At 60.3% G+C, this 23,975-nt stretch carries 20 protein-coding genes; 7 read left to right on the top strand and 13 right to left on the bottom strand.

Annotation, left to right across the window (positions count from 1 at the left end; translation table 11 throughout):
* Positions 1–33 precede the first annotated feature (33 nt).
* The 7 genes from DSM110093_RS01460 (at position 34) to purU (ending at position 6,714) form a co-directional block, all read left to right on the top strand.
* Positions 34–996, top strand: coding sequence for an ABC transporter substrate-binding protein (locus DSM110093_RS01460; protein WP_243266379.1), 963 nt, complete (start codon positions 34–36; stop codon positions 994–996).
* A 78-nt stretch (positions 997–1,074) separates the two neighbouring features.
* Positions 1,075–2,103, top strand: a complete 1,029-nt coding sequence (locus tag DSM110093_RS01455; RefSeq protein ID WP_243266378.1) for an ABC transporter permease subunit — start codon at positions 1,075–1,077, stop codon at positions 2,101–2,103.
* A 7-nt stretch (positions 2,104–2,110) separates the two neighbouring features.
* Positions 2,111–3,160 carry a betaine/proline/choline family ABC transporter ATP-binding protein gene (locus DSM110093_RS01450; protein ID WP_243266377.1) on the top strand — a complete coding sequence of 350 codons (1,050 nt, stop codon included), beginning with the start codon at positions 2,111–2,113 and terminating at the stop codon, positions 3,158–3,160.
* 72 nt (positions 3,161–3,232) lie between these two features.
* Positions 3,233–3,994 (top strand): electron transfer flavoprotein subunit beta/FixA family protein, encoded by a 762-nt coding sequence (locus tag DSM110093_RS01445; RefSeq protein WP_243266376.1) that lies wholly within the window; start codon positions 3,233–3,235, stop codon positions 3,992–3,994.
* Between the two features lie 2 nt (positions 3,995–3,996).
* Positions 3,997–4,923, top strand: coding sequence for an FAD-binding protein (locus tag DSM110093_RS01440; RefSeq protein WP_243266375.1), 927 nt, complete (start codon positions 3,997–3,999; stop codon positions 4,921–4,923).
* Entirely contained in the window at positions 4,920–5,807 is an 888-nt protein-coding gene (gene folD, locus DSM110093_RS01435; protein WP_243266374.1) for a bifunctional methylenetetrahydrofolate dehydrogenase/methenyltetrahydrofolate cyclohydrolase FolD, read from the top strand. Before DSM110093_RS01440 ends, folD begins: the two co-directional genes overlap by 4 nt.
* Before the next feature lie 22 nt (positions 5,808–5,829).
* Positions 5,830–6,714, top strand: coding sequence for a formyltetrahydrofolate deformylase (purU, locus tag DSM110093_RS01430; protein WP_243266373.1), 885 nt, complete (start codon positions 5,830–5,832; stop codon positions 6,712–6,714).
* 951 nt (positions 6,715–7,665) lie between these two features.
* Here the strand turns inward: purU and DSM110093_RS01425 are convergent.
* From DSM110093_RS01425 to DSM110093_RS01365, 13 genes are all read right to left on the bottom strand, one after another.
* Positions 7,666–8,820 carry a CaiB/BaiF CoA-transferase family protein gene (locus DSM110093_RS01425; protein WP_243266372.1) on the bottom strand — a complete coding sequence of 385 codons (1,155 nt, stop codon included), beginning with the start codon at positions 8,818–8,820 and terminating at the stop codon, positions 7,666–7,668.
* Between the two features lie 104 nt (positions 8,821–8,924).
* A complete protein-coding gene (locus DSM110093_RS01420) occupies positions 8,925–9,980 on the bottom strand; it encodes a phosphotransferase family protein (RefSeq protein WP_243266371.1) in 1,056 nt (351 codons plus the stop codon).
* Entirely contained in the window at positions 9,977–12,100 is a 2,124-nt protein-coding gene (locus DSM110093_RS01415; RefSeq protein ID WP_243266370.1) for a 3-hydroxyacyl-CoA dehydrogenase NAD-binding domain-containing protein, read from the bottom strand. The genes DSM110093_RS01420 and DSM110093_RS01415 overlap by 4 nt, the downstream gene beginning before the upstream one ends.
* A gap of 20 nt (positions 12,101–12,120) precedes the next feature.
* Positions 12,121–13,311: an acetyl-CoA C-acyltransferase gene (locus DSM110093_RS01410; protein WP_243266369.1), complete on the bottom strand. Its 1,191-nt coding sequence runs from the start codon at positions 13,309–13,311 to the stop codon at positions 12,121–12,123.
* A gap of 22 nt (positions 13,312–13,333) precedes the next feature.
* Positions 13,334–14,794: an aldehyde dehydrogenase family protein gene (locus tag DSM110093_RS01405; RefSeq protein WP_243266368.1), complete on the bottom strand. Its 1,461-nt coding sequence runs from the start codon at positions 14,792–14,794 to the stop codon at positions 13,334–13,336.
* Positions 14,795–14,811: 17 nt separating this feature from the next.
* Complete coding sequence (locus tag DSM110093_RS01400; protein ID WP_067627552.1) at positions 14,812–15,207, bottom strand: carboxymuconolactone decarboxylase family protein; 396 nt, start codon at positions 15,205–15,207, stop codon at positions 14,812–14,814.
* A 36-nt stretch (positions 15,208–15,243) separates the two neighbouring features.
* The gene (locus DSM110093_RS01395) at positions 15,244–16,416 is read right to left on the bottom strand and encodes a CoA transferase (protein WP_243266367.1); all 1,173 of its coding nucleotides are present in this window, start codon (positions 16,414–16,416) and stop codon (positions 15,244–15,246) included.
* Positions 16,413–17,285, bottom strand: a complete 873-nt coding sequence (locus DSM110093_RS01390) for an NAD(P)-dependent oxidoreductase (protein ID WP_243266366.1) — start codon at positions 17,283–17,285, stop codon at positions 16,413–16,415. The genes DSM110093_RS01395 and DSM110093_RS01390 overlap by 4 nt, the downstream gene beginning before the upstream one ends.
* Position 17,286: 1 nt before the next feature.
* Entirely contained in the window at positions 17,287–18,522 is a 1,236-nt protein-coding gene (locus DSM110093_RS01385) for an acyl-CoA dehydrogenase family protein (RefSeq protein ID WP_243266365.1), read from the bottom strand.
* Between the two features lie 122 nt (positions 18,523–18,644).
* Positions 18,645–19,442, bottom strand: a complete 798-nt coding sequence (locus DSM110093_RS01380) for an SDR family oxidoreductase (protein ID WP_243266364.1) — start codon at positions 19,440–19,442, stop codon at positions 18,645–18,647.
* Positions 19,439–20,629 (bottom strand): mandelate racemase/muconate lactonizing enzyme family protein, encoded by a 1,191-nt coding sequence (locus DSM110093_RS01375; RefSeq protein WP_243266363.1) that lies wholly within the window; start codon positions 20,627–20,629, stop codon positions 19,439–19,441. Before DSM110093_RS01375 ends, DSM110093_RS01380 begins: the two co-directional genes overlap by 4 nt.
* Positions 20,630–20,665: 36 nt before the next feature.
* Entirely contained in the window at positions 20,666–22,270 is a 1,605-nt protein-coding gene (locus tag DSM110093_RS01370; protein WP_243266362.1) for a choline dehydrogenase, read from the bottom strand.
* On the bottom strand, positions 22,267–23,973 hold the full coding sequence (locus DSM110093_RS01365; protein WP_243267649.1) for an ABC transporter ATP-binding protein: 1,707 nt from the start codon (positions 23,971–23,973) through the stop codon (positions 22,267–22,269). The genes DSM110093_RS01370 and DSM110093_RS01365 overlap by 4 nt, the downstream gene beginning before the upstream one ends.
* Positions 23,974–23,975 lie beyond the last annotated feature (2 nt).

Raw genomic sequence — 23,975 nt, 5'->3', positions numbered from 1 at the left:
AAAAATTCGAAAACGACGCCAACGGGAGACGACATGAGACATCTACTTTTAGCCAGCACCTGTACTCTGGGTTTCGCAGGGACGGCCTATGCCCAAGACTGCGGAGAAGTCAGCATCACGCAAATGGACTGGGCCTCGGCCAATGTGGTGACGTCGGTCGCCAAATTCCTGATGGAGGAAGGCTACGGTTGCGACGTGACCTTGGTGCCGTCATCAACACCCACAGCCTTGACCGCCGTGGCAGAGACCGGGACGCCGGATATTCTGACCGAGCTTTGGGTCAACACGGCCCCGGCCTATAGCAAAATGGTCGAAGCCGGTAAGCTTGTTGAACTGACCGACGTGCTGTCCGACGGCGGCATTGAGGGCTGGTTTGTCCCGCAATATGTGGTCGACGCAAACCCCGAAGCAGCCACACTTGATGGCATTCTTGCCAATCCCGACCTGGCCGGCGGGCGGTTTGACAATTGCCCCGATGGATGGGCCTGCCGCACCGTCAATGATGCCATGAACAAGGTCATCGATATGGAAGGCAAAGGCATCGAAGTCTTCAACCACGGCTCTGGCGAAACCCTCGCCACCGCGATCGCGTCAGCCTATGCGGATGAGGAACCGTGGTTTGGCTTTTATTGGTCGCCGACCTCGATCTTGGGGAAATACCCGATGGTGCTGGTCGATATGGGCGGCTACGACGAGAAAACTCATGCCTGTAACAGTGACAAGGAATGCACCGAGCCCGGCATCTCCGCCTATCCACGCGCTGCGGTGAAAACGGCAGCCACCACAGATTTCGTGGAGCGCGCGCCGGAAGTCGCTGAACTGATGTCGAACCTGTCTTTCACCAACGACAAAATGAACGCGATCCTTGCGTGGATGGAAGACAACAATGCCTCCGCCGAAGAGGCCGCCGTGTACTTCCTGTCGAACAACCCCGACATCTGGGGCGAATGGCTGAACGATGCGGCACGCGAGAACCTCTCAGCGCTCCTTCAATAACCGATAGGCTCACTGCTCGGCCCCGCGTCAACGCGCTTGGGGCCGGGCATCCAAGGCAGCGAGAGGTCTCCCCAAGCAATGTACGAGCAAGTTTTCAATGGATTTGGGCTGCGAGGGTGGTGCGACACAGATGCCGCCACGGGGCCAATGAGCATGGCGCAGTTGCTGCAAAGAAAGAACAGCAACGATGCCGCCGAGACTGGCCCGCTCCTGCCCTTTCCGTCGTTTGACAAGCTGCATGAAGCCTGCAATGCCATCCCGCAATCACGCGATATTACCTTGAACGTCGAGCGGGGTTTTTTAGGGATCAAAGACGGTCTGAAGCTTGTTCTTGATCCACTTACCCAGCCCCTGTCTTGGATGCTCGACGGTGCGCTCTATGTCTTTACCACCGTGCCGTGGTGGGTGCTTGTCCCGCTCTTGGTATGGGCCGCCTGGGGGGCGACGCGTAAGGTTGGGGTGACCGTTTTTGTTGCCATCGTCTTTTTGTTCTTCGGCCTGATCGACCATCTGGATGTCGCTCTGCAAACCCTCGCGATTATTTTTGTCTGCACCGGGCTTTGCGTACTCATAGGTGTTCCTGCTGGTATCTTGATGTCGCGGTCCGACAGGATGCAAAGATTGATGCTGCCCGTGCTCGATATGCTGCAAACTCTTCCGAGTTTCGTCTATCTGATCCCGCTTATTTTCCTGTTCTCGGTGACCGAGCCCAAGCTCTACGGCATCGCGATCATCCTTTACGCGATTGTGCCCGTGATCCGCCTGACTGACCTCGGCATACGGCTGGTGGATCAAGATGTCGTCGAGGCGGCCAATGCCTTTGGCATGACGGACCGGCAAAAGCTCTTTGGCGTGCAGTTACCACTGGCCCTGCCCAACATCATGGCGGGCGTGAACCAGACCATCATGATGAGCCTCGCCATGGTCGTGATTGCGTCCCTCGTCTCCGCGCCGGGCTTGGGCGTCTTGGTGCTCCGCGGCATCCGAAATCTGGAACTGGGCGTCGGGCTTGTCGCGGGCTTTGGCATCGTGCTGCTGGCGGTGGTCTTGGACCGCTGCTCAAAGGCCGCGCTCCTACGCATTGATCCTGCACATGACACAGAGTGAGCGGAAGATGACCCACCCCAAGATCCAGATTCGCAACCTCTACAAGATTTTCGGCGCGTCCCCCGAGCGTGTGCTGCCCTTGGTCAAAGATCAGGGGATCGGCAAACCCGAACTGCTTGCCAATCATGGCCATGTGCTGGGGCTGCGAGACATTAGCATCGACATGCAAGCTGGCGAAATCTCAGTGATTATGGGGCTGTCAGGCTCCGGGAAATCGACGCTGATCCGTCACCTGAACCGGCTTATCGACCCCACTGCGGGTGAAATATTGCTCGATGGTCAGGACGTGATGCAGCTCGATAATGACGCGCTGCGCGGGTTGCGACAGCGCAGCATGTCGATGGTGTTTCAGAAGTTCGCGCTCCTACCGCATAAGACAGTTCTGGAAAACGCGGCGATGGCGCTGAAGACCCGTGGTGTGGATCAGGAAACCCGCGAGGCGGAGGCACGCAAATGGCTCGAACGCGTCGATCTCGGTGGGTTTGAGGACCGCTACCCCCGTCAGCTGTCGGGCGGCATGCAGCAACGCGTCGGCATCGCCCGCGCTTTGACGGCGAACACTGACATCATGCTGCTTGACGAGGCTTTCTCGGCCCTTGACCCCCTGATCCGCACCGACATGCAGGACTTGCTGTTGGAGCTGCAAAGGGAGCTTCACAAGACCATCGTTTTCATCACTCACGATCTGGATGAAGCGCTTAAACTTGCGGATCACCTTGTGATCCTCAAAGACGGATCCGTGGTCCAGCAAGGCGCGCCGCAGGAGATCGTGATGAACCCCGCGGACCCCTATATCGAAGCCTTTGTGAGCGACATCAACCGCGCCCGCGTTCTGCGGGCCGGTACCATCGCACTGCCGACCCTGCCCGATGACATTTTCTTTGCCGAGGTCGCTTGGGACGACACGCTTGAGACAGTCATTCGCGCCGCCAAAGGACAAGCAGATGCCACCATAGCGGTGCGTAGAACCGGGCAGCCGCCGGGCAAGATCGAGGTCGGTGAACTGCTCGCAGCACTCATCCCCTATGACGGGGTAAACGCCGAAACACATCCCTGAAAACGCCCCCGTTGCCGGCAGGGTGATCCAGCCTGCCCGGCGGGCGCAAGAAGCATGAGAAAGAGAGGCCATATGAAGATCATCGTCCCCGTAAAGCGGGTCATCGACTACAACGTCAAAGTGCGCGTCAAGGCAGATGGCAGCGGTGTCGATCTGGCCAACGTCAAAATGTCCATGAACCCTTTTGATGAAATCGCTGTCGAACAAGCCATCCGCCTCAAGGAAAGCGGCGCGGCGTCGGAGGTGATCGTGGTGTCTATCGGGGTCAAACAAGCGCAAGAGGTGCTGCGCACGGCGCTGGCGATGGGGGCCGACCGGGCGATCCTGATCAACGCCGCACAGGACGTGCATGACGATATTGAACCGCTGACCGTGGCGAAGCTCCTAAAAGCCGTGATTGACAGCGAGGCACCGCAGCTGGTGATCGCTGGGAAGCAGGCGATCGACAACGATATGGGCGCAACCGGTCAGATGCTTGCGGCACTCTTGGGCTGGGGGCAAGCGACCTTTGCCTCCGAACTGACGGTCGCGGATGGACGTGCTCGGGTGACACGCGAGGTCGATGGCGGGTTGCAAACCATCGAGGTTGATCTGCCTGCCATCGTCACCGCCGATCTGCGCCTGAACGAGCCGCGCTATGCCTCTTTGCCGAATATCATGAAGGCCAAGAAAAAACCGCTGGAGGAAAAGACCGCAGCCGATCTGGGTGTGGATATCACACCGCGCCTCAAGGTTTTGGAAACCGAAGAGCCCGCCGCACGCAAAGCGGGGGTCAAGGTCCAGTCCGTTGCGGAACTTGTCGAAAAACTGAAAACCGAAGCGGGAGTGCTCTGACGATGTCCGTTCTACTTATTGCAGAAACCACCGACGGCGCGCTGGCATTTGATGCCACCGCCAAAGCCGTCACCGCCCTTGCGCCATTGGGCGAGATCACCTTGCTAATTTTCGGCGTGCCCGACGCCGCCGCGCTGGCCGCGCAAATCTCCGGCGTCACAAAAGTGCTGCTGGCCGAGGATGATACGCTGTCGCATGGGCTGGCTGAACCGACCGCAGCACTCGTACAGTCGATCGCGGCGGACAATAGCCATATCGCGGCGCCCGCGACCACTCGATGGCGCAATGTGCTGCCGCGTTTGGCAGCGCTACTTGATGTAATGATCATTCCAGACGTCATCGAAGTAATCGACGCTGAGACCTTCCGCCGTCCGATCTATGCCGGTAATGCGCTGCGAAAGGTGCAATCCTCTGACCCGATTAAAGTGCTCACCCTCCGCACTGCCGGGTTCGACGCCGCCGAGCAGACGCAGGCCCCCGCGCCGGTTGAAACACTCACCATTGACCTCCCAGCGGGCCCGAGCCGCTGGATAGAGGATCGGGTGGCGAAATCTGATCGTCCAGAGCTAACCTCGGCCTCCGTGGTTGTCTCAGGCGGACGCGGTGTGGGTTCGGAAGAGGATTTCGCACTGATTTCCGGCTTGGCTGACACGTTGGGCGCGGCTGTTGGGGCGTCGCGTGCGGCGGTCGACAGCGGTTTCGCCCCCAACGACTGGCAGGTCGGCCAAACCGGCAAGGTGGTGGCACCCGACCTTTATATCGCTTGCGGCATTTCGGGCGCGATCCAGCACCTCGCCGGGATGAAAGACAGCAAGGTGATCGTGGCGATCAACAAAGACGAAGAAGCGCCGATCTTTCAGGTCGCTGACTACGGGCTTGTCGCCAACCTCTTTGAGGCGGTGCCTGAATTGACGGAACAGTTGGGATGAAAAGGCGCTTGATTGACGGTCGCGCCCGGGCGGCGCGGCTGCGGGCGGAGGTGGCCAGGGCGGTTCAAGAAATGCGCCATCGCGACGGCAGGGTGCCGGGTCTTGCGGTGGTACTGGTCGGGTCCGACCCTGCCAGCGGCGTCTATGTGCGCGCCAAAGTGCGTGCCTGTGAGGAGGTTGGTCTGCGCTCTGAATTGCACGACCTGCCCGACAGCACAACGGAAGCCGATTTGCTTGCCCTGATTGCCAGCCTGAACGACGACCCGTTGACGGACGGTATCCTTGTACAACTGCCCCTACCCCCGCAGATAGAGCGCGCCCGGGTGCTGGCGGCGATCTCACCCGATAAGGATGTGGACGGCTTCCACCCGGTCAACGCCGGCCGCTTGGCGACCGGGCAAGCGGCGCTGGTGCCCTGTACGCCACAAGGCTGTCTCATGCTGCTTCAAGACGAAATTGGCAGCCTGCGCTGGCTTACCGCCTGTGTGATCGGCTGCTCGTCCATCGTTGGGCGGCCAATGGTTCAACTTTTGCTGCAACAGGACTGCTCAGTCTTGGTCGCGCATAAGTTCACCGCCGATCCCGCCGCGATGGCCCGGCAAGCCGATATTCTGGTCGTCGCCGCAGGGGTGCCGGATTTGGTCCAGCCCGATTGGATCAAGCCGGGCGCTGTGGTGATCGACGTCGGCATCAACCGCGTCAGCAAGCCCGATGGCAGCAGCCGCATTGTTGGCGATGTTTCCGACGAAGCCGCGGCCTGTGCGGCGGCAATCACACCAGTGCCGGGCGGCGTCGGACCGATGACGATTGCTTGCCTATTGTCCAATACACTCCAAGCCGCGCGTGCTAATGGATCGAAAAATGCGGCCTCTCATGCTGCATAACTTAATCTTCAAGGACCATCTCATGACTAAGTTTTGCCTGACCGTTACCTGTCCCTCCCAACGCGGGATCGTTGCCGCTATTGCAAAATACATTGCCGAGAACGGGTGCAATATCACCGACAGCGCCCAGTTTGACGATCCCGACAACGGCCAGTTTTTCATGCGCGTCAGTGCAGATTCCGAAACTGGCACGCCCATGGAGGATTTGAGGGAAGGTTTTGCCAAAATCGCCGAGCCCTTCGGTATGGACTATAAGTTTCACGACAAAGACACGACGATGAAGGTCGTGGTCATGGTATCGCGCTTCGGCCACTGCCTAAACGATCTTTTGTACCGTGTGCGCATCGGGGCACTTCCGATCGAGATCGTGGCCGTGATCTCGAACCATATGGATTATCAAAAAGTCGTTGTGAACCATGACATCCCCTTCCACCACATCAAGGTGACGAAGGAGAACAAGCCCGAGGCTGAGGCCCGGATTATGGAGGTGGTCGAAGACACGGGCGCTGAACTCATCGTGTTGGCCCGCTACATGCAGATCCTGTCGGATGCGATGTGCCAAAAGATGAGCGGTCGGATCATCAACATCCACCATTCCTTCCTGCCCTCCTTCAAAGGCGCGAACCCTTACAAGCAGGCCTATGAGCGCGGCGTAAAGCTGATCGGTGCGACATCGCATTACGTGACGGCCGATCTCGACGAGGGGCCGATTATTGAGCAGGACATTGTCCGGATCACCCAAGCGCAAAGCGCGTCGGACTACGTGTCCCTTGGGCGGGATGTAGAATCCAGCGTGCTGGCCAGAGCGATCCATGCCCATGCGCATCACCGGGTCTTTTTGAATGGCAACAAGACAGTCGTGTTTCCCGCCTCGCCCGGCAGCTACAGTTCAAAAAGGATGGGCTGATGACGAACTTTGCCGCACGCTCCAACTAAACTGAGAGTGCTTCTGCAATAGGTCAGCTCTCAATTTCTTCCGCAGTTGATAAGCGACCTTGTAGGTAACTCCGAGCTTCCCGCTCAACCTCTCGGAGGGCAGAAAATCTTGTGCCCTGCCCTTCGCGTGAGCCGCAATCATCGTCTCGGCGCCGATGAACCAGATCATGAGAGCAAGATGTGTCCGGTGACAGTTCGTGTCCGTCGTGACAGAGAAATGACGGCGGCAAACACAGCATTGATAATTTTTTCACTTCTTGATCTGAACAATGCTTGCCGAGCCACATCCTCGCACTTCACGCCCTCAGGCCAGCGCACCTTCCGCATCCGACTGATGCAAGCGATTTCCGTTTTGAAACACTTTTGTACGCCGCCTATTGGGAGAGCCATGGAAAGCCGCATCCAATGGCTACTGAAAGGATCCATTTCAAACAGCTCCGTCATGGCTATCCTATGAATGACACTTCCGGCCCAATACAGATCCTCGTGGCTGACCCAGAGAGTGGCCGGGAACAACCATTTGCGGACGGTCGTGCCTAACGCAGTCAGCGCCCGCTGCCGGAGACGCAGTGGTTCTCTTTGTTCGGTTTCTGCTTGCTGTATCCGTTAGCCCGTAGTTGAGGAGGACACGGGCCTGTGGTCTCGACGCAAAAGCCCCGTCGACAAGATCGTCAAGGATCTCAAGCGCGCGACCTGCCAACACTGTCCAAAAGCGCGCCGACGCGGGACAGCCCTAGTTCAAGATTGACCCCTGAGGGCTTTCAAAGCTTGAGACCGATCCGCAGCTGAAGGTTCGCGTCCGACTTTACTCGGTACCCACATTGAATTTGATATCATCGGCATGACACGCTCCTGAAAATTGCGGAAGGCGCGTATCACGAAACTGTCACGTCGCGAATGGCTTCCCCGCAGTAGATCTGATCTACCTGCCGAGTCCAAAACCGCGGCTGCCGGTGCCTAACATGGGTGCTGCCCGATCCAGCGCCAGTTGGCTTCGCGAAAAACGCACCGGCGTGCGCAGCCCATCGATGCCCTCGGGTTCAATCCGCATGTTACGGGCAACGATCTGTGGCTCGCTCAACGCTTCGGCAACTGTATTGATCGGGCCTGCAGGCACCCCGCGACCGATGAGCCTTTCAATCAAAGACGTTTTCGTGTGATGAGCGGTCCGTTCCGCAATCAGGCGACAAAGCGTATCCCGGTGCCGAACACGGGCCGGGTTCGTCACGTATCGCGTGTCATCAGCCGCCTCAGGCATATCAAGAACCTCGCAAAGCTTACGGAACTGCCGATCATTGCCACAGGCAATAATCAGATGACCTTCGTGTGCCGGGAACACCTGATAAGGTACGATGTTAGGGTGCGCATTGCCGAGCCGTGTGGGGACGGCGTCGCCTAAGAGGTAATTGCCCGCCTGATTGGCCAGAACGCCAACTCCGCAATCCAGCAGCGACAGATCGACGTGCTGCCCCTGCCCCGACCGAGCGCGCTCGGCCAGCGCCGCTTGAATGCCGATCACGCCGTAAAGCCCAGTGAAAACATCCACCCATGCCACGCCGACTTTCTGGGGCGCGCCGTCTGGTTCGCCAGTCAAGTCCATGATGCCGCACATGCCTTGGATCAGGAAATCATAACCCGCCTCCTTGGCACGCGGTCCATCCTGACCAAAGCCACTGACCGAGGCATAGACCAGACTTGGGTTCTCAGATGCCAATGATGCATAGTCCAAGCCGAACTTCGCTAGGCCCCCGACTTTGAAGTTCTCGATCACCACATCGGCCTGCGCAATCAGCGCTTTAAGTTGCGCCAAATCCGCGGGATCGGTGAAGTCGCAGGTCAGTGAAGTTTTGCCGCGATTAGCCGAGTGGAAATAGGCCGATACCGTTTCAGTGCTGCCATCGGGCCGGGTCCGTTCGATAAACGGAGGGCCCCAACGCCGGGTGTCGTCCCCCTCCGGCGCTTCGACCTTGATCACCTCTGCGCCGAGATCCGCAAGCGTCTGCCCAATCCAAGGCCCTGCGAGAATTCGCGCCAGTTCGACGACCTTCAGCCCGGCCAGAGGCGCTGACCCGGACATCAGGTGTGAGGCTCGGAATGGATGTGGGACAGGAATGGCATGATTTTAGCCCTACTCATCTTGAGGTGAATTTCATTGCAGCTCAGTTGTTTGCCGGGCGGAGTTCAGAGGTTCTGCTCCACGATCCGCCATGCGTTTTCGGCTCGGACACGGGCCAGATGGCCCAGTTTCAACGCTTTTTGCGACGCGGCATTGCCATCAAGCCCGCGCTTGTAGACGCCTTGAATGATCGCGGCACTGCGGAAGAAGGAAAACACCACGAAAAACAGGTGGTTCGATACATTGTCGCGCCCTGAAAAGCGGCAGTAAAGTTCGAGAAACTCTTGTTCGGTCGGAATCCCCAAGGCCTCGAAGTCCAGCCCCTTGAACTGCCCCGTGGGCAGGTTATCGGCGTGGTAGTTTGCACAGACATACCCTAGATCAGCAAGCGGATGGCCCAGCGTGCAAAGCTCCCAATCCAGCAGTGCGCGGACCTCGGGCGTGCCATCGCGCACAATCGCATTTCCCGGGCGGAAGTCGCCATGCACAATCGCGGCCTCGTCGTCAGCGGGCAGATTGGCCGGTAGCCATTCCATCAGCTTGTCCATCGCCGTGATGGTCTCGGTTTCTGTGGCTTTGTATTGCTTGGTCCAGCGGGCGACCTGCCGCGACAGATACCCTTCGGGGCGACCGAAATCACTCAGACCCACGGCCTCGGGCTTCACCGCATGCAATTCGGCCAGTGCCTTGATGAAGCTTTCGTAAAAGGCACGACGTTCAGGTGGGGTCAATCCCGGCAGGCTGGGGTCGTGAAAGACCCGACCTTCGATCATTTCCATCACGTAGAAATCAGTGCCTATCACGGATGGGTCAGTACACAGATGTAGCATCTTCGGCACCGGCACAGGCGTGTCGCGCAGGGCATGCATCACCCGGTATTCACGATCCACGGCATGGGCGGAAGGCAGCAGCGTGCCCGGGGGCTTCTTACGCAGGACGTATTTGCGACCACCGGCGGACAATTGATAGGTTGGATTGCTCTGGCCTGCATTGAACTGACGTACCTGCAGGTCGCCGTAAAATCCTTCCAGATGGTCGGAAAGATAGGCCTCCAGCCCGGCCTCGTCAAAGCTGAGGGCCTCGCTGACATTGATAAGGGGCGGTCCACCATTCTCGTTCATTTCGTGCTTCCTTTTGTGACGTGTCCTGTCGGTGTGCCGTTCAGATCCGCGAAACTGCGGCCTTCCCGCGCCATGTCGCGCAGCAATTGCGGCACCTGCCAGAACTGGGGGTCTTCGTTGGCATAAAGCTCGATCCGCCGGATCAGCTCTGCGGGACCGATCAGGTCCGCCTGATGCATCGGCCCACCGCGGTGGCGGGGAAAACCGTAGCCAAAAAGCTCGACCGCATCGATGTCTACCGGGCGTAGGGCGATGCCCTCTTCGAGCACGCGAACAGCTTCGGCGATCATTGCGGTGAGGCAGCGGGAAACAATGTCGTCGCTAGCGAACGCGCGATCAGCGAGGTTCAACCTGCGGCGCTCCGCCGCAACAATCTCCAATGCTCCGGGATTGCCACCCTGCTGCTTTCCGCCCTCGTAGACATAATAGCCCTGTTCGGTCTTTCGACCAAACCAACCCTGATCGCAAATCAGATCGGCCACGCGGGAATAGCGCTCTCCAACTGGCCGGGCGGCAGCCTTTCGGTCGCGGGTGGCCTTGGCGATGTCGAGCCCGGCAAGGTCGGACACTGCGAAGGGCCCCATGGCAAAACCGAAATCCTCTAATGCGCCGTCGATCTCGGTGAAGCTGGCACCGTCGAGCAGTAGGTAATCGGCCGCTCGGCGGTATTGGGTCAGAATGCGATTGCCGATGAAGCCGTCGCAGACCTCTGCCCGCACCGGGACCTTGCCGAGTTTGCGTGCGAAGGCGAAGGCCGAGGCAACACAGTCCGGCGCGGTCTCCTCCGCGACCACCACTTCGATCAGCCGCATGATATGGGCGGGCGAAAAGAAATGCAGACCGATCACATATCGGGGCCGCTTGGTGGCGGCGGCGATTTCGTTCACATCGAGATAGGAGGTGTTGGTGGCGAGGATCGCGCCGGGTTTGCAGATCATATCCAGCTTGGTGAAAAGTGCCGTTTTGGCGGACATATCCTCAAAGATCGCTTCGATCACCAGATCGGCTTTGCCTGCGGCATCCAGACTGTCGGTGCAGTCCAGCGCAGCGAGAGCGGCATCATGCGCTTGTTCGGTCAGCTTGCCGCGTTTCAGCGCCCCGGCGAGATTGCTCTCGACCCCGGCACGCGCTTGCGCGACCCGTTCGCTTTGCGCTTCAATCAGGTCGACGTAGTATCCTCCGATGAGCAGGGACGTGGCAATGCCGACCCCCATCGTCCCACCGCCGATCACGGCGATGCGGACTATTTGTCGGGGCTGCGCGGCCTTCTCAGGGATATCAACGTTGGCGCGTTCGGCAAAGAACGCATGCACCAGCCCGGCACGTTCCCCCGCCGCCATCAATTCCATGAACAGCGCCCGTTCTTTGGCGAGCCCTTCGTCTATCGGCAGAGTGGCGGCGCAGACGGCCTCCAGTGCTGTCAGCGGTGCTTGCAAGGCAGGACGCTTAGCCTTCAGGCGCGCTTTTGCGGCCTCCACTGCGGCAAGGTCTTCGGCCACATCGCGCGTATCTGTCCGGCGGGCAGCAAGCTTTCCAGTCAGCACGTCGCGCGCGGCGGCAATGCCCGCCTCACGTGGCGCGCCTTCGGCCAATCGCTCCAGAATGCCGAGGTCCAACGCCTCAGCGGCAGACACGTCGCGCCCGGAACAGATGATATCAATCGCGCCTGCCAGCCCGGTAAGCCTCGGCAGGCGCTGCGCGCCCCCGGCGCCGGGCAACAGCCCCAGCTTCACTTCCGGCAGGCCAATCCGCAGACCCCCGACGCCGACGCGCAGATGGGTAGCAAGTGCCACTTCCAGCGCACCGCCAAAAGCCACACCGTGCAGCGCCGCGATCACTGGCTTTTCGCTGTCATTCAGCGCTTTGAGTATGTGCGGCAGGGTCGGTTCGATATCAGCCTTGCCAAAATCCTTGATGTCAGCGCCTGCCGAAAAGAACCGCCCTTCGCCATAGAGCACGATGGCGCGCACTGCGGGATCTTGTTGCAGCGTTTTGAAGCCCTCATAGATCGCCGTGCGCAACGCCAGCCCGATGGCGTTGACGGGCGGCTTGGCCAACCCGATCAAGCCGATCTCACCCTCTGTCTCGATGACCACCAATCTGTTGACGTTATCTTTCATGGCCTGTGCCCCTTCCGCGTTCATTTCAACCGTTCGAGAATCACGGCGATGCCTTGACCAAATCCGATGCACATCGACAGACAGCCATAGCGCCCGCCGCTGGCTTCAAGCTGCCCAAGCCCTGTGAGCATGAGCCGCGCGCCCGAGGCACCAAGCGGATGGCCCACGGCAATGGCGCCGCCGTTTGGATTGAGCCGGCTGTCGTCGGGCGAGAGGTCGAGCGCTTTACAGCAGGCAAGCACCTGCGACGCGAAAGCCTCGTTGATCTCGATCACATCCATCTGCTCAAGGGATAGCCCTGCCCGGCTGAGCGCCTTTGGAATGGCAAGCGCGGGGCCGATCCCCATCACCCGAGGGGCCACGCCCGATACGGCCCCGGCGAGGATGCGCCCGCGTGGCGCGGGACCGAGGCCGTTCCGGCCAATCAGCAAAGCCGCAGCACCGTCGTTGATGCCCGATGCATTGGCGGCGGTCACGACACCTGCGGGGTCCAGGGGGCGCAGGCTGGCCATTTTTTCCAGCGTGGTGTCCGGGCGCGGATGCTCGTCCTCGGCCACGGTGGTGACCGCGCCTTTGCGTCCGGCAATCTCAATCGGGATCAACTCGCCATCGAAGAAGCCACCTTTGCGAGCGGCTTCGAAACGCCGCTGGCTGCTGGCGGCAAAAGCATCGCAGGCTGCGCGGGTGAGCCCGTAATCGGCGGCGAGATTATCGGCCGTTTGCGGCATGCTGTCGTGGCCAAAGGCCGCCTGAAAGCGTGGATTGGGAAAGGGTTTGCCCGCTGTCGCGTCATGAATTTCGCCCTGACGCGACCAAGCGGTCGCAGATTTCCCCACGACAAAAGGCGCACGGGTCATGCTTTCGACACCGCCCGCGACAAACAACTCGCCCTCACCCACCGTGACCGCCCGCGCCACATCCAGCGCGGCGGACATGCTTGATCCACACAGCCGGTTCACCGTCTGCGCGCCGACCTCTTCCGGCAGACCAGCGAGCAGTGCTGAGAAACGGGCAAGGTTGCGGCTGTCCTCGCCGGATTGGCAGACGTTGCCGAGCACCACATCCTCGACCATTTCGGCCTGCAAGGTGCTGCGCGACATCAGTGCTTTGATGACCTGTGCCATCAGATCGTCAGGCCTGATCGCCGCAAGCGCCCCGCCGTGCCGTCCGAAGGGGCTGCGGAGTCCGTCGTAGATATAGGCGTCCAACATCTTCTGCTCCTTGGGTATTGGCTCAGGCCGTGGTGAAACGGCCAGCTTCGGCCATGGATTTGATCGAGGGCATCACTTTGACTTCAAGATATTCCTCCAGCCCAAAGGCACCGCCTTCGCGTCCGTTGCCGGAAAGTTTGAAGCCCCCGAAAGGCGAGCCATAGGCCGCGCCCTGCCCGTTGATCGCCACGACCCCCGCGCGCAACTGGTTGGCCACGCGTTGCGCCCGTGCGGCGCTGCCGGTTTGAACATAGGCGGCAAGGCCGTAATCGCTGTCATTGGCGATGCGGATGGCGTCTTCTTCGGTGTCAAAGGGTATGATCGAAAGCACCGGGCCAAAGATTTCCTCGCGGGCGATGCGCATGTCGTTGCTCACATCGGCAAAGATAGTCGGCTTGGCGAACCAGCCCTTGGTCAGCCCGTCGGGCCGCCCCAGACCACCCGCTAGAAGTCGTGCGCCCTCATCGATGCCAAGCTGGATCATCGTCTGCACCCGATTGTACTGCATCTCATCAAAGAGCGGGCCGATATGGCTGCCTTCCTTGGCCGGATCATCCACCACCTGCGCCTCGGCGGTCTGGCGCGCCAGATCGACGACTTGGTCATAGCAGCTGCGCTCAACCAACATGCGTGTGGGCGCGTTGCAGCCCTGACCTGTATTGAGGAAACACCGCGTGACCGATGCAGGAACAACCGTTTCCAGATCGGCATCGGCAAAGATCAGATTGGCCGATTTGCCTCCCAATTCCAGTGCCACGCGTTTCACGCTCTCGGAACTGTCGCGCGAGACCATGGCCCCGGCGCGCGTCGATCCAGTGAAAGACATCATCGCAACATCCGGGTGGCGCGACATGGCGCTGCCCACATCGGCCCCATCACCGAAGACAAGGTTGAACACCCCGGCGGGATAGCCTGCTTCATGCACACATTCGGCGAAGATGACCGCCGACAGCGGCGTGTGTTCAGAAGGTTTGAGGACGCAGGTCGCCCCGGCGGCGAGCGCCGGCATAACCTTTTGGGCGATCTGGTTAATCGGCCAGTTCCACGGCGTGATCAGACCGCACACACCGATGGGTTCTTTGCGGATGATATCGCCATTTGGCAGCCTGTATTCTTCCTCATGCGCCTCAAGCGCTGCGATATAGGCGGCGGCATGACGCGGCCCGCAGCCGGCTTGCGCGTTGCGCGCCAGTGTGATGGGGGCGCCCATCTCCTGACTGATCGCCCGACCCATGTCGTCAGTGCGGTCCTCAAGCGCTTTTTGCAGCGCGCGCAGATATCCCAGACGTTCGGCCTTGGAGCTCAGCGAAAAGCTTGCAAACGCGCGTTTGGCGGCGGCAACGGCATGGTCAACATCTGCCGCGCTGCCCAGAGTAACGGTGCCGATCTGGGCCTCTGTCGCGGGGTTCATAATTGGAAAGGGTTTGCCGCCCTGCCCTGCGCCCCATGCGCCGTCGATGTAATTTTTGTCGACTGTGATCATGCCGTTCTGATGTCCGTTCACTTGGCTGCAACCTCCAGAAGGCCGCGTTCTTCCAGTACCTTGCGGGCATGGCGGAAACATTCCAGCGACTGGGGCACGCCGCAGTAGATGCCGATGATGTGTAAGATCGAACGGATCTCTTCCTTGGTGACGCCGTTGTTGATCGCGCCGTTACAATGGATCTCCCATTCGTGCATCTTGCCTAAAGCGGCCAGCATCACGAGGTTCAGCATCGAGCGGGTTTTGAGGTCGATGGTGTCATCGCCCCAGCCAAAGCCCCAGCACCAAGCGGTCATCGCTTCCTGAAATGGCAGCGAAAAGTCATCGGCTGCCGCCAGGTTTTTCTCGACGTATTCTGCGCCGACGACCTTCTTGCGTTGCTGAAGACCCAGTTCGAAAAGTTTCTCGTCCATCTGTCTATTCCTTTTGCTTTGTACCTGCGGAGGGGGTCAGGCGACCACGCCATCCGCATAGAGTGTGTCAATCTGATCATTGCCGTAGCCCAGCTCCGCGAGGATCTGGCGCGTGTGCTGGCCGACGGTGGGGGATTGGGCGCGATCATCGCCCGGAACGAAGGCTGGCAGGCCGGGGATATTCGGCACTGGCCAAGGATCATTGGCACCGGCCTGCTGCAGCCATGAGAAGACGCCAACCGCTTCGGCCTGCGGATGGTGAACAAGCTCGCGGTAGGTCTGCACGACCTCGTTCTGCAATCCAGCCTTGCTCAGCAGGTCCGACAGTTCCGCCGTTTTCCAGCTTGCGGTGAAGCGGCGCACGTAGTCGTAGAGGAAATCGATATCCTCCAGACGCCCGGCAATGGTGCGGTATTTCTCGTTGGCCCAGAGATCATCGAGCTTCAGCAAGTCGCAGAACACCTCGAACTCGCGGTCGCGCACGATGTTAATCTGGATATGCCCATCGCTGGTCTGAAAGGTGCCCGAAGGCGCGGTTGAGGCCCGGCGCGGCCCGGTGCGATAGCCGCTCAGCAGACGCACGGCCTGAATGCTGGCGGCGGCTTCGAGCAGACTTACTTCAATCTTGCGGCCCTCCGCCCCATCGCGTCGGGCGTAAAGTGCTGCAGCCAGCGCCTGTTGCGCATAAAGCCCGGTGGACATGTCGAAATAGCTGACCGGTGTGTGGTGAGGCGTACCGTCGGTGCCGGTGTTTTCAGCAACAAAACCGCTGAACGCCTGCAACATCGGGTCCATCGCGGGCCGGTCGCGCATCGGGCCGCATTGGCCGAAGCCGGAAACCGACACATAGATCAGGCCCGGATTGAGCGCGCGCAGCCGTTCGTAGCCGTAGCCCAGCCGTTCGGCCACGCCCGGGCGGTAGCCTTCGATAAAGACATCCGCCTGCGCGATCAGCTTGTCCACGATCTCCCCGCTGGGTTCGCTCTTGAGGTTCATCGCCAAGGCCCGCTTGCCGGTATTGGCAACGATGGAATAGGCCGTGTGATCGCCAAAGACGCCACCGATCAGACGCGCCCAGTCGCCCCCCTGCGGTTCGATCTTGATCACGTCGGCGCCCTGCTGGGCCATCAGCATGCCGCAATAGGGTCCTGCCAGACCTTGGGAAAGGTCAACGACCTTCAGCCCTTCATATGGTCGCTCAAAGCTCATGACTGGTTCCTCTTTTCCAAAACCTCAAACACGCGGGTGAAGTCCGATTGCGGCGGCAGGCTGTCTTCGACAAGGTTCCAAACCTCGGCCACACGTTCGCCCATCATGTTGGAAGTGCCTGCCTCTTTCACGAACTCGTTGTAGAGGCGCACGTCCTTGTTGAGCAGTTCCGCGAAAAAGCCTGCGTCATAGGTGCCGGGCAGAACGCGATTGGGAAACTTATCCTCGATCGCTGTATTGTTGCCGGTCGAGACCTTCACCACGTCGAGGATGGTTTTCATCTCGACCCCATGGGCCAGACCAAACAGCACCGCCTCAGAGGAGGCCGCCATAGCGGTGGCCGACAGGAAGTTGTTCAACAGTTTCACCGCCTGCCCCTGTCCGGGCGTTTCACCGACATGGAACGTATTCTTGCTGAACAGATCGAGGATCGCCTGGTGCCGCTCCATTTGGGTCTTGGGGCCGGACCAGATGATGGTGATCGCGGCCTTGAGCGCGCCTTGCCGCCCGCCGCTGACCGGCGCATCGACATATGTCATGCCCGCGCCCTCGATGGTGGTAGCGGCCTGTTTCGCGGCGGCGGGGCCGATGGTGGACATGTCGATGATGACTTTGCCCGCGACGCCGTCAAGCGCGGCGATCTCTTCGGCGACGGCGTTTACGATCTTGCCGTCGGGCAATGACAGAAAGACCGTGTCAGCGCCCGCGATAACTTCGGAAAGGCTGTCTGCGGCGGTGCCGCCCTCAGGGGTGAGGTCCGGCACCCGGTCATAGCACAAGACCGGGGTGTCACCCTTGCAGATGAAGGCACACATGGGTTCGCCCATTTGGCCCAGCCCGATGAAACCGATGGTTTTAGGAGCGCTCATTTCAAACCCTTTCATTGGTGTATGGTTTCAGTTCCAACCGGGCGATCTGGTTCTGGTGAACCTCGTCCGGCCCGTCTGCCAAGCGGATCGCACGGGCCCGTGCATAGGCGTAGGAAAGCCCGAAATCGCTGGAGATACCGGCGGCCCCATGGACCTGAATTGCCCAGTCGATGACCTGCGCAGCCATGCGCGGGGCGACCACTTTGATCATGCCGATGTCCTTGCGGGCCTCTTTGTTACCGACCTTGTCCATCCGATCAGCGGCCTTGAGCGTCAGTAAACGCGCCTGATCGATCATGATGCGGGATTCCGCGATCCGCTCGCGTGTGACACCTTGATCGGACAGGAGTTTGCCGAAGGGCCGCCGCTCAAGCGCGCGCTTGCACATCTTCTCAAGGGCCACTTCGGCCTGCCCGATCATCCGCATGCAGTGGTGGATGCGGCCAGGTCCAAGCCGCCCTTGGGCGATCTCAAAGCCGCGCCCTTCGCCCAGCAGGATGTTTTCCGCAGGGACGCGTACGTTGTCATAAATGATCTCGCCATGCCCATGCGGCGCGTCGGAAAAACCGAAGACCGGGATCATCCGCTTGATCGTCAGGCCCGGTGTGTCACGCGGCACCAGGATCATGCTCTGTTGGCGATAAGGTTCGGCCTCTGGGTCAGTTTTACCCATCACGATGAACAGTTTGCAGCGCGAGTCGCCCGAACCTGAGGTCCACCATTTGCGCCCGTTGATGACGTACTCATCGCCATCGCGGGTGATGGTCAGGCTGATGTTTCGCGCGTCCGAGGACGCGGCATCGGGTTCTGTCATGGAAAAGCAGGAGCGGATTTCGCCCGCCAAAAGCGGCTCCATCCACTCTTTCTTCTGCGCCTCGGTGCCAAAACGTTCCAGCGTTTCCATATTCCCGGTATCGGGTGCGGAACAGTTGAACACTTCCGCCGACCAAGGTGCGCGCCCCATGATCTCGCAAAGCGGTGCATATTCGAGGTTGGTCAGTCCGCCACCCCGTCGGCTCTCGGGCAGAAAGAGGTTCCACAACCCGGCCTCGCGGGCCTTGGGTTTGAGCTCTTCGATGATCGGCACGCCGCCCCAGTTTTCCCAGTGCTCGATGCCGTGGCCCATTTCCTGGAGCTGCTGATTGTGAAGCTCCTGATTGGGGTAGATGTGCTCTTCCATGAAGGCGTTGAGCCTGTCGCAGAGGTCTTTCACCTTGGGGCTGTGATCGAAATCCATTGATAGTACTCCTTTATTTTCTGGCCAATGGCCGTTTTCAGGGTGCAAGAGGCCGCGGCCTAAAATCGGCCGTTGAGCTACCTCCCGCAGCTTGGGTTCAGTTTTCGCTCAGAAACGCGGCCTTATGGCCCGACGATGGTTGTCCCCCCGTCCACGACGATGACCTCGCCGGTGATGAAACGGGCCGATGGTCCGGCCAAGAAAGTCGCCACCCCGCCGATGTCTTCAGGAGCGCCAAGCCGCCGGACCGGGGTCCGCGCAATACGGTCGTCGCGCAGGCTGTCGTTCTCCCAAAGGGCGCGGGCAAAATCGGTCTTGATGAGCCCCGGCATGATGCAGTTGACGGTGATATTCTTCGGCCCCCACTCTACCGCGAGGGATCGCGTGACACCGACATCCGCCGTTTTCGAAATGCCGTAAGCCCCAAGGGTGGCCGAGCCACGTAGACCGCCGATGGAGGAAACGATGATGAACGCCCCGCCACCCGCTTCGGCCATATGCGGCATGGCGGCGTTGGCGAACCAGATCGCACTGTGGACGTTGGAGGTCATCACTTTGTTGAACGCCTCGTCAGTTAGGTCGGCGAGCGGGCCATAGACCGGGTTCACCGCCGCGTTGGCGACGAAAATGTCCAGACGGCCCCATGTGTCATGGGTCTTGGCCACCAAGGCTTCACATTCGTCGCGCCGCGAAATGTTGCAGGCCACGGCCATGGCCTCCCCCCCGGCATCACGGATCTCCTGCGCCGCGGCTTCGCAGGCCTCAATCTTGCGGCTAGCGATGGCGACCTTGGCGCCCATGGCGGCGAGGTGGTGCGCGATGGACAGGCCGATCCCTTTGCTGCCGCCGGTCACGATGGCGACTTTGCCTTCAAGCGAGAATGGGTTCTTCATAGGGTTGTCTCCAGTCGTTTGGGTCATGCTGGCGTGTCCTTCATCCGCAGTTGCAGACGTTCGCCGGTGTAAGGATTGGCCTCGGCCATGGCTTCATCGAGTTCGACACCAAGCCCCGGCGCCGTTGGCGGGATGACATAGCCGTCTTCCCAGCGGATCGGGGTCTTGAGAATCTCGGCCTGAAAGCCGCCCCATTGCTCGATCCCCTCCATGACGAGAAAGTTCGGACTACAGGCAGAAACCTGAATATTCGCCGCACCGACCAGAGGGCCGCAGAACAGATGCGGTGCGATCTGGGCGTGGAAAGCCTCACCCATGGAGGCGATCTTTTTGGCCTCCAGAATGCCACCGACGCGGCCAAGGTTCATCTGCAGGATCGACGCTGCATTCTGGCGCAGCAAATCGGCGAATTCGTATTTGGTGGTCAGCCGCTCGCCGGTTGCGACAGGGATGCGGGTTCCGGCGGCAACAAGCGCCATTCCTGAGATATTGTCAGGCGGCGTGGGTTCCTCAAGCCAGAGCGGATCATGCGGTTCCAACTTGCGCGCCAGACGCAGCGCACCCGAAGGGGACATCTCACCATGCGTGCCGATGAGGATATCGCAGCTTGCACCCACCGCTTCGCGAACACGGGCGGTGTAGCGGTCGGCAAAGTCGAGTGTCTCCATCGAAAGCTGACGAGGATCAAAGGCAGTATAAGGCCGCGCCGGATCAAATTTCAGCGCCGTGAACCCTTGCGCGACATATTCCAAGGCCCGCTCTGCCGCGGCGTCTGGATCGTCATAAACTTTCTGGTTCGACGCGGCATCGGGGGCGGCATTCAGATAGGTGTAGCTGCGCAGGCGCTCATGTACTTGGCCGCCGAGCAGTTCATAAATTGGCTTGTCGAGGGCTTTGCCGATGATGTCCCACAGGGCCATCTCGATGCCGCTGAAGATGCCCATGACAGTCGGATCAGGACGTTGCGAGAAGCCTGCCGAATAGACCAGTCGGAAGTGCCGTTCGATCTTGAAAGGGTCTGTGCCCGCGAAATGCCGCTCGAACATGTCGTCGATCATCGCGGTCAGGGCCTTGGGGTGGAACGCCACGCCGTAGATTTCTCCGTAGCCCACTGTGCCGCAATCCGTGGTGACCTTGACGAAAACCCAATAGGGACCGCCCCGGTGAATGGATTTATTGCCGACCACGAAGGTCTTAATATCCTTGATCTTCATCTGCTTGCTCGCTTCTTGGGTTCGATGTGGGTCATGTCAGGCGATGTCCTCGAGGATCATATCCGCGGCTTTCTCGCCAATCATGATGCAGGCGGCATTGGTGTTGGCCGATACCAGCGTCGGCATGATCGAGGCGTCCGCTACCCGCAGGCCGGTCAGCCCATGCACCCTGAGCCGAGGGTCGACGACGGCGCCCGCGTCCACCCCCATGCGGCAGGTGGAACTGGGGTGAAAGATCGACGAGCCATTGGCGCGAACGTAGTCCAACAGGGCGTCATCGCTGGTCACATCACGACCGGGCAACATTTCCTCGCTGATGTAATCGGCCAAAGACGGTTGCGCCGCGACCTTGCGGACCAGTTTCATACCAGCAATCATGGTGTCGCGGTCGGTGGTTGTATCGAGGTAATTCGGCTGAATTGTCGGTTTCGCCCGATGATCCGGGCCGGTGATCCGCACATGGCCACGGCTTTCCGGGCGCAGCTGGCACATGGTCACGGTGAAGCCTGAAAACGGGTCCAGTGTGCGGCCGCGTTTCTGCGCGGTGTAGCGCAGGAAGTGAAACTGCACATCCGGCGTGGCGCATTCCGGGCGGGTTTTCGCAAACACGCCGACCTGCCCCGCGCTCAGTGACATTGGCCCGCTGCGGTCTTTGAGCCATTGCAGGGCAACCCCGACTTTACGCGGCCAACTGCGGACCTCGTCATTGACCGTGACAGGCTGTGCGCAGCGGTAGGTACTGCGGCAGGTATAATGGTCCTGAAGGTTCTCACCGACCTCTGGCAGGTCATGCGTGACATCAACGCCGCGTGTGCGCAGCATCTCGGCGTTACCGATGCCAGAAACCTGCAAAATCTGCGGTGAGTTGATGGCCCCCGCCGCCAGCAGCACCTCGCGCCCGGCGTACAGGGTTTCTACCTTGCCACCCTGTTCGACCTCAACCCCAACCACGCGGGTCCCTTCGAGGATAAGGCGGCGTACCAGGGTGTCGGTCTGCACATGCAGATTGGGCCGCTTGCGTGCGGGCTTCAAATAGGCCGTGGCCGCGCTGCTGCGCCAGCCGTTGCGGGTGGTGACCTGAAAATACCCGGCACCCTCTTGCTCACGGCCATTGTAATCGGGGTTTGGCGGGATGCCGGCCTCATTCGCCGCGGCGATATAGGCGTCGCAGAGCGGGTTCGCGCTGGCGCGGCTGACCCCAAGCGGGCCATCGCGGCCATGGAATTCCTCGTCGATATCGTCGATCGACGCACCCTCGGCCCGGCGGAAATAGGGCAACACATCCGCATAGCTCCAGCCCGGATTGCCAAGCTGCCGCCAATGATCGAAATCCGCCGCCTGCCCGCGGGCATAGACCAGCCCGTTGATCGAACTGCATCCGCCCAGCACCTTTCCACGCGGCCAGTCAAAGCGACGTCCGGCAGATTGCGGCACGTTCTCGGTCTGGTACTGCCAGTTGATGCGGGTGTCGTCCATCGTGCGGTAGTAACCGATGGGGATGTGGATCCAGGGGTTCAGATCGCGCGGCCCGGCCTCGAGCAGCAGCACACGCAAGCCCGGTTTGGCCGAAAGCCGGTTCGCCAGCACGCAGCCGGTCGAGCCCGCGCCGACGATGATGAAGTCATAAGCCGCGTCGCTCATATCTTGACCACCTTATGTCCGCCCGACAGAGTCTGCGGCGCGAATTCGGCCATGTCCGGGATCTCCCAGCCCTGCCCCGGCTGTGCGGCGATCAGCGCCTTGGTGTATTCATGTTGCGGAGATGTGAAGATGCGGCCAACGCCGCCCCGCTCCACCACTTCGCCGTGTTTCATCACCAGCACTTCGTTGCAGATCTGCGCGGCAACGCGAAGGTCATGGGTGATGAAGATCACGGTGAGGCCAAGCCGGTCGCGGATGTCGTTGATCAGCTTGAGCACCTCACGCTGGATCGATACGTCCAGCGCCGACACCGCTTCATCCGCGATAAGCACCTTGGGATTGACCACAAGTGCGCGTGCGATGCACAGGCGTTGGCGCTGGCCGCCCGAGAACTGGCTGGGATAGCGGTGAACGGAATATTTTGGCATCTGCACGATTTCGAGCAGTTCATAGACCCGCTTCCACGCTTCTTCGCGCGGCATTCCGAAATTGATCGCGCCTTGGATCAACTGGCTGCCGATCGTGCGGCGCGGATTGAGCGAGCCGTAGGGGTCCTGAAAGACGATTTGAATGTCCTTGCGGTGGCGGCGCAGCTCGGCAGCGGTCTTGCTGGCAAAGTCCACACCCGAGATGTTGATTGCCCCGCTGTCGGGATCAATGAGACGCATCAGACAGCGCACCAGCGTGGTCTTGCCCGAACCGGATTCGCCCACAATGCCCAGTGTCTCGCCCCGGCGCACCTGAAAGGAAATATCGTTCACGGCGGCGACGGTCCGGCTTTTCTTGAACATGCCGCCCGAGGTGTGAAAGGTCTTCATCAGCCCCTGCACGTCAACGACAACAGGGTTTTCCGAGATCGTCATCTCCCGGTCTTCGGCACGGCGCGGCACCGCGTCGATCAACGCACGGGTGTAGGGGTGTTGCGGATTGTTGAGCACCTCGTCGGCGGTGCCCTGCTCTACGATCTGGCCGTGGCGCATGACGACCACACGGTCGGCGATCTCGGCCACCACGCCGAAGTCATGGGTGATGAACATGATGCCGGCGTCGTGTTTGGCGTTGAGCTGTTTCAGCAGATGCAGGATTTGCTTTTGGGTCGTGACATCCAGCGCGGTGGTCGGCTCGTCCGCGATCAGGAGTTTGGGGTCGAGCGCCAGCGCCATGGCGATCATAATCCGCTGGCGCTGGCCGCCTGAGAGTTGGTGTGGGTACGAGTTGAATAGCCGCTCGGGATCCGGAAGCCGCACCTCATCAAGCAACTTTAATGTACGCTCACGCCGCTCTGCCGCATCAAAGGACCGGTGGACGCGCAAGACCTCTTCGATCTGGTTGCCGACGGTATAGGCCGGGTTGAGGGCAGTCATCGGCTCCTGAAAGATCATCGCCATACGGTCGCCGCGAAGCTTGTTATGCTCGCTTTCGCTGAGTTTCAGGACATCGCGCCCATCAAATTCGATCTCACCCCCGGTTACCTTCAGGCTGGAAGCCAAGAGCCCCATCGTAGCCAGCGACGTGATCGACTTGCCGGAGCCGGATTCCCCCACGACGCAGAGGATTTCCTTGGGTCGGACGTCAAAGGTCAGGTTCTCGACCGCATTAGCCCGCTCCACCTGAACCGGCAATGCCACCGTAAGGTTGCGGATCGAAAGAATTGGCTTGGTCGAATTGGTCATTTGCTCACCGATCTTGCCAGAGTGTTTCATCA

The organism is Sulfitobacter sp. DSM 110093 (assembly GCF_022788715.1).
In the GTDB taxonomy this organism is placed as follows: Bacteria; Pseudomonadota; Alphaproteobacteria; order Rhodobacterales; family Rhodobacteraceae; genus Sulfitobacter.
The sequence above is the reverse complement of the archived record's forward strand: the minus strand, read 5'-3'. Positions and strand labels throughout refer to the sequence as shown.

Coding starts and splice junctions, on each gene's coding strand:
- DSM110093_RS01385 (WP_243266365.1), bottom strand. CDS start 18,522: ATGGATTTCGATCACAGCCCCAAGGTGAAAGACCTCTGCGACAGGCTC.
- DSM110093_RS01455 (WP_243266378.1), top strand. CDS start 1,075: ATGTACGAGCAAGTTTTCAATGGATTTGGGCTGCGAGGGTGGTGCGAC.
- DSM110093_RS01375 (WP_243266363.1), bottom strand. CDS start 20,629: ATGAAGATCAAGGATATTAAGACCTTCGTGGTCGGCAATAAATCCATT.
- DSM110093_RS01415 (WP_243266370.1), bottom strand. CDS start 12,100: ATGAAAGATAACGTCAACAGATTGGTGGTCATCGAGACAGAGGGTGAG.
- DSM110093_RS01425 (WP_243266372.1), bottom strand. CDS start 8,820: ATGTCCGGGTCAGCGCCTCTGGCCGGGCTGAAGGTCGTCGAACTGGCG.
- DSM110093_RS01410 (WP_243266369.1), bottom strand. CDS start 13,311: ATGTTGGACGCCTATATCTACGACGGACTCCGCAGCCCCTTCGGACGG.
- DSM110093_RS01420 (WP_243266371.1), bottom strand. CDS start 9,980: ATGAACGAGAATGGTGGACCGCCCCTTATCAATGTCAGCGAGGCCCTC.
- DSM110093_RS01400 (WP_067627552.1), bottom strand. CDS start 15,207: ATGGACGAGAAACTTTTCGAACTGGGTCTTCAGCAACGCAAGAAGGTC.
- folD (WP_243266374.1), top strand. CDS start 4,920: ATGAAAAGGCGCTTGATTGACGGTCGCGCCCGGGCGGCGCGGCTGCGG.
- DSM110093_RS01390 (WP_243266366.1), bottom strand. CDS start 17,285: ATGAGCGCTCCTAAAACCATCGGTTTCATCGGGCTGGGCCAAATGGGC.
- DSM110093_RS01460 (WP_243266379.1), top strand. CDS start 34: ATGAGACATCTACTTTTAGCCAGCACCTGTACTCTGGGTTTCGCAGGG.
- DSM110093_RS01365 (WP_243267649.1), bottom strand. CDS start 23,973: ATGAAACACTCTGGCAAGATCGGTGAGCAAATGACCAATTCGACCAAG.
- DSM110093_RS01450 (WP_243266377.1), top strand. CDS start 2,111: ATGACCCACCCCAAGATCCAGATTCGCAACCTCTACAAGATTTTCGGC.
- purU (WP_243266373.1), top strand. CDS start 5,830: ATGACTAAGTTTTGCCTGACCGTTACCTGTCCCTCCCAACGCGGGATC.
- DSM110093_RS01405 (WP_243266368.1), bottom strand. CDS start 14,794: ATGATCACAGTCGACAAAAATTACATCGACGGCGCATGGGGCGCAGGG.
- DSM110093_RS01380 (WP_243266364.1), bottom strand. CDS start 19,442: ATGACCCAAACGACTGGAGACAACCCTATGAAGAACCCATTCTCGCTT.
- DSM110093_RS01440 (WP_243266375.1), top strand. CDS start 3,997: ATGTCCGTTCTACTTATTGCAGAAACCACCGACGGCGCGCTGGCATTT.
- DSM110093_RS01370 (WP_243266362.1), bottom strand. CDS start 22,270: ATGAGCGACGCGGCTTATGACTTCATCATCGTCGGCGCGGGCTCGACC.
- DSM110093_RS01395 (WP_243266367.1), bottom strand. CDS start 16,416: ATGAGCTTTGAGCGACCATATGAAGGGCTGAAGGTCGTTGACCTTTCC.
- DSM110093_RS01445 (WP_243266376.1), top strand. CDS start 3,233: ATGAAGATCATCGTCCCCGTAAAGCGGGTCATCGACTACAACGTCAAA.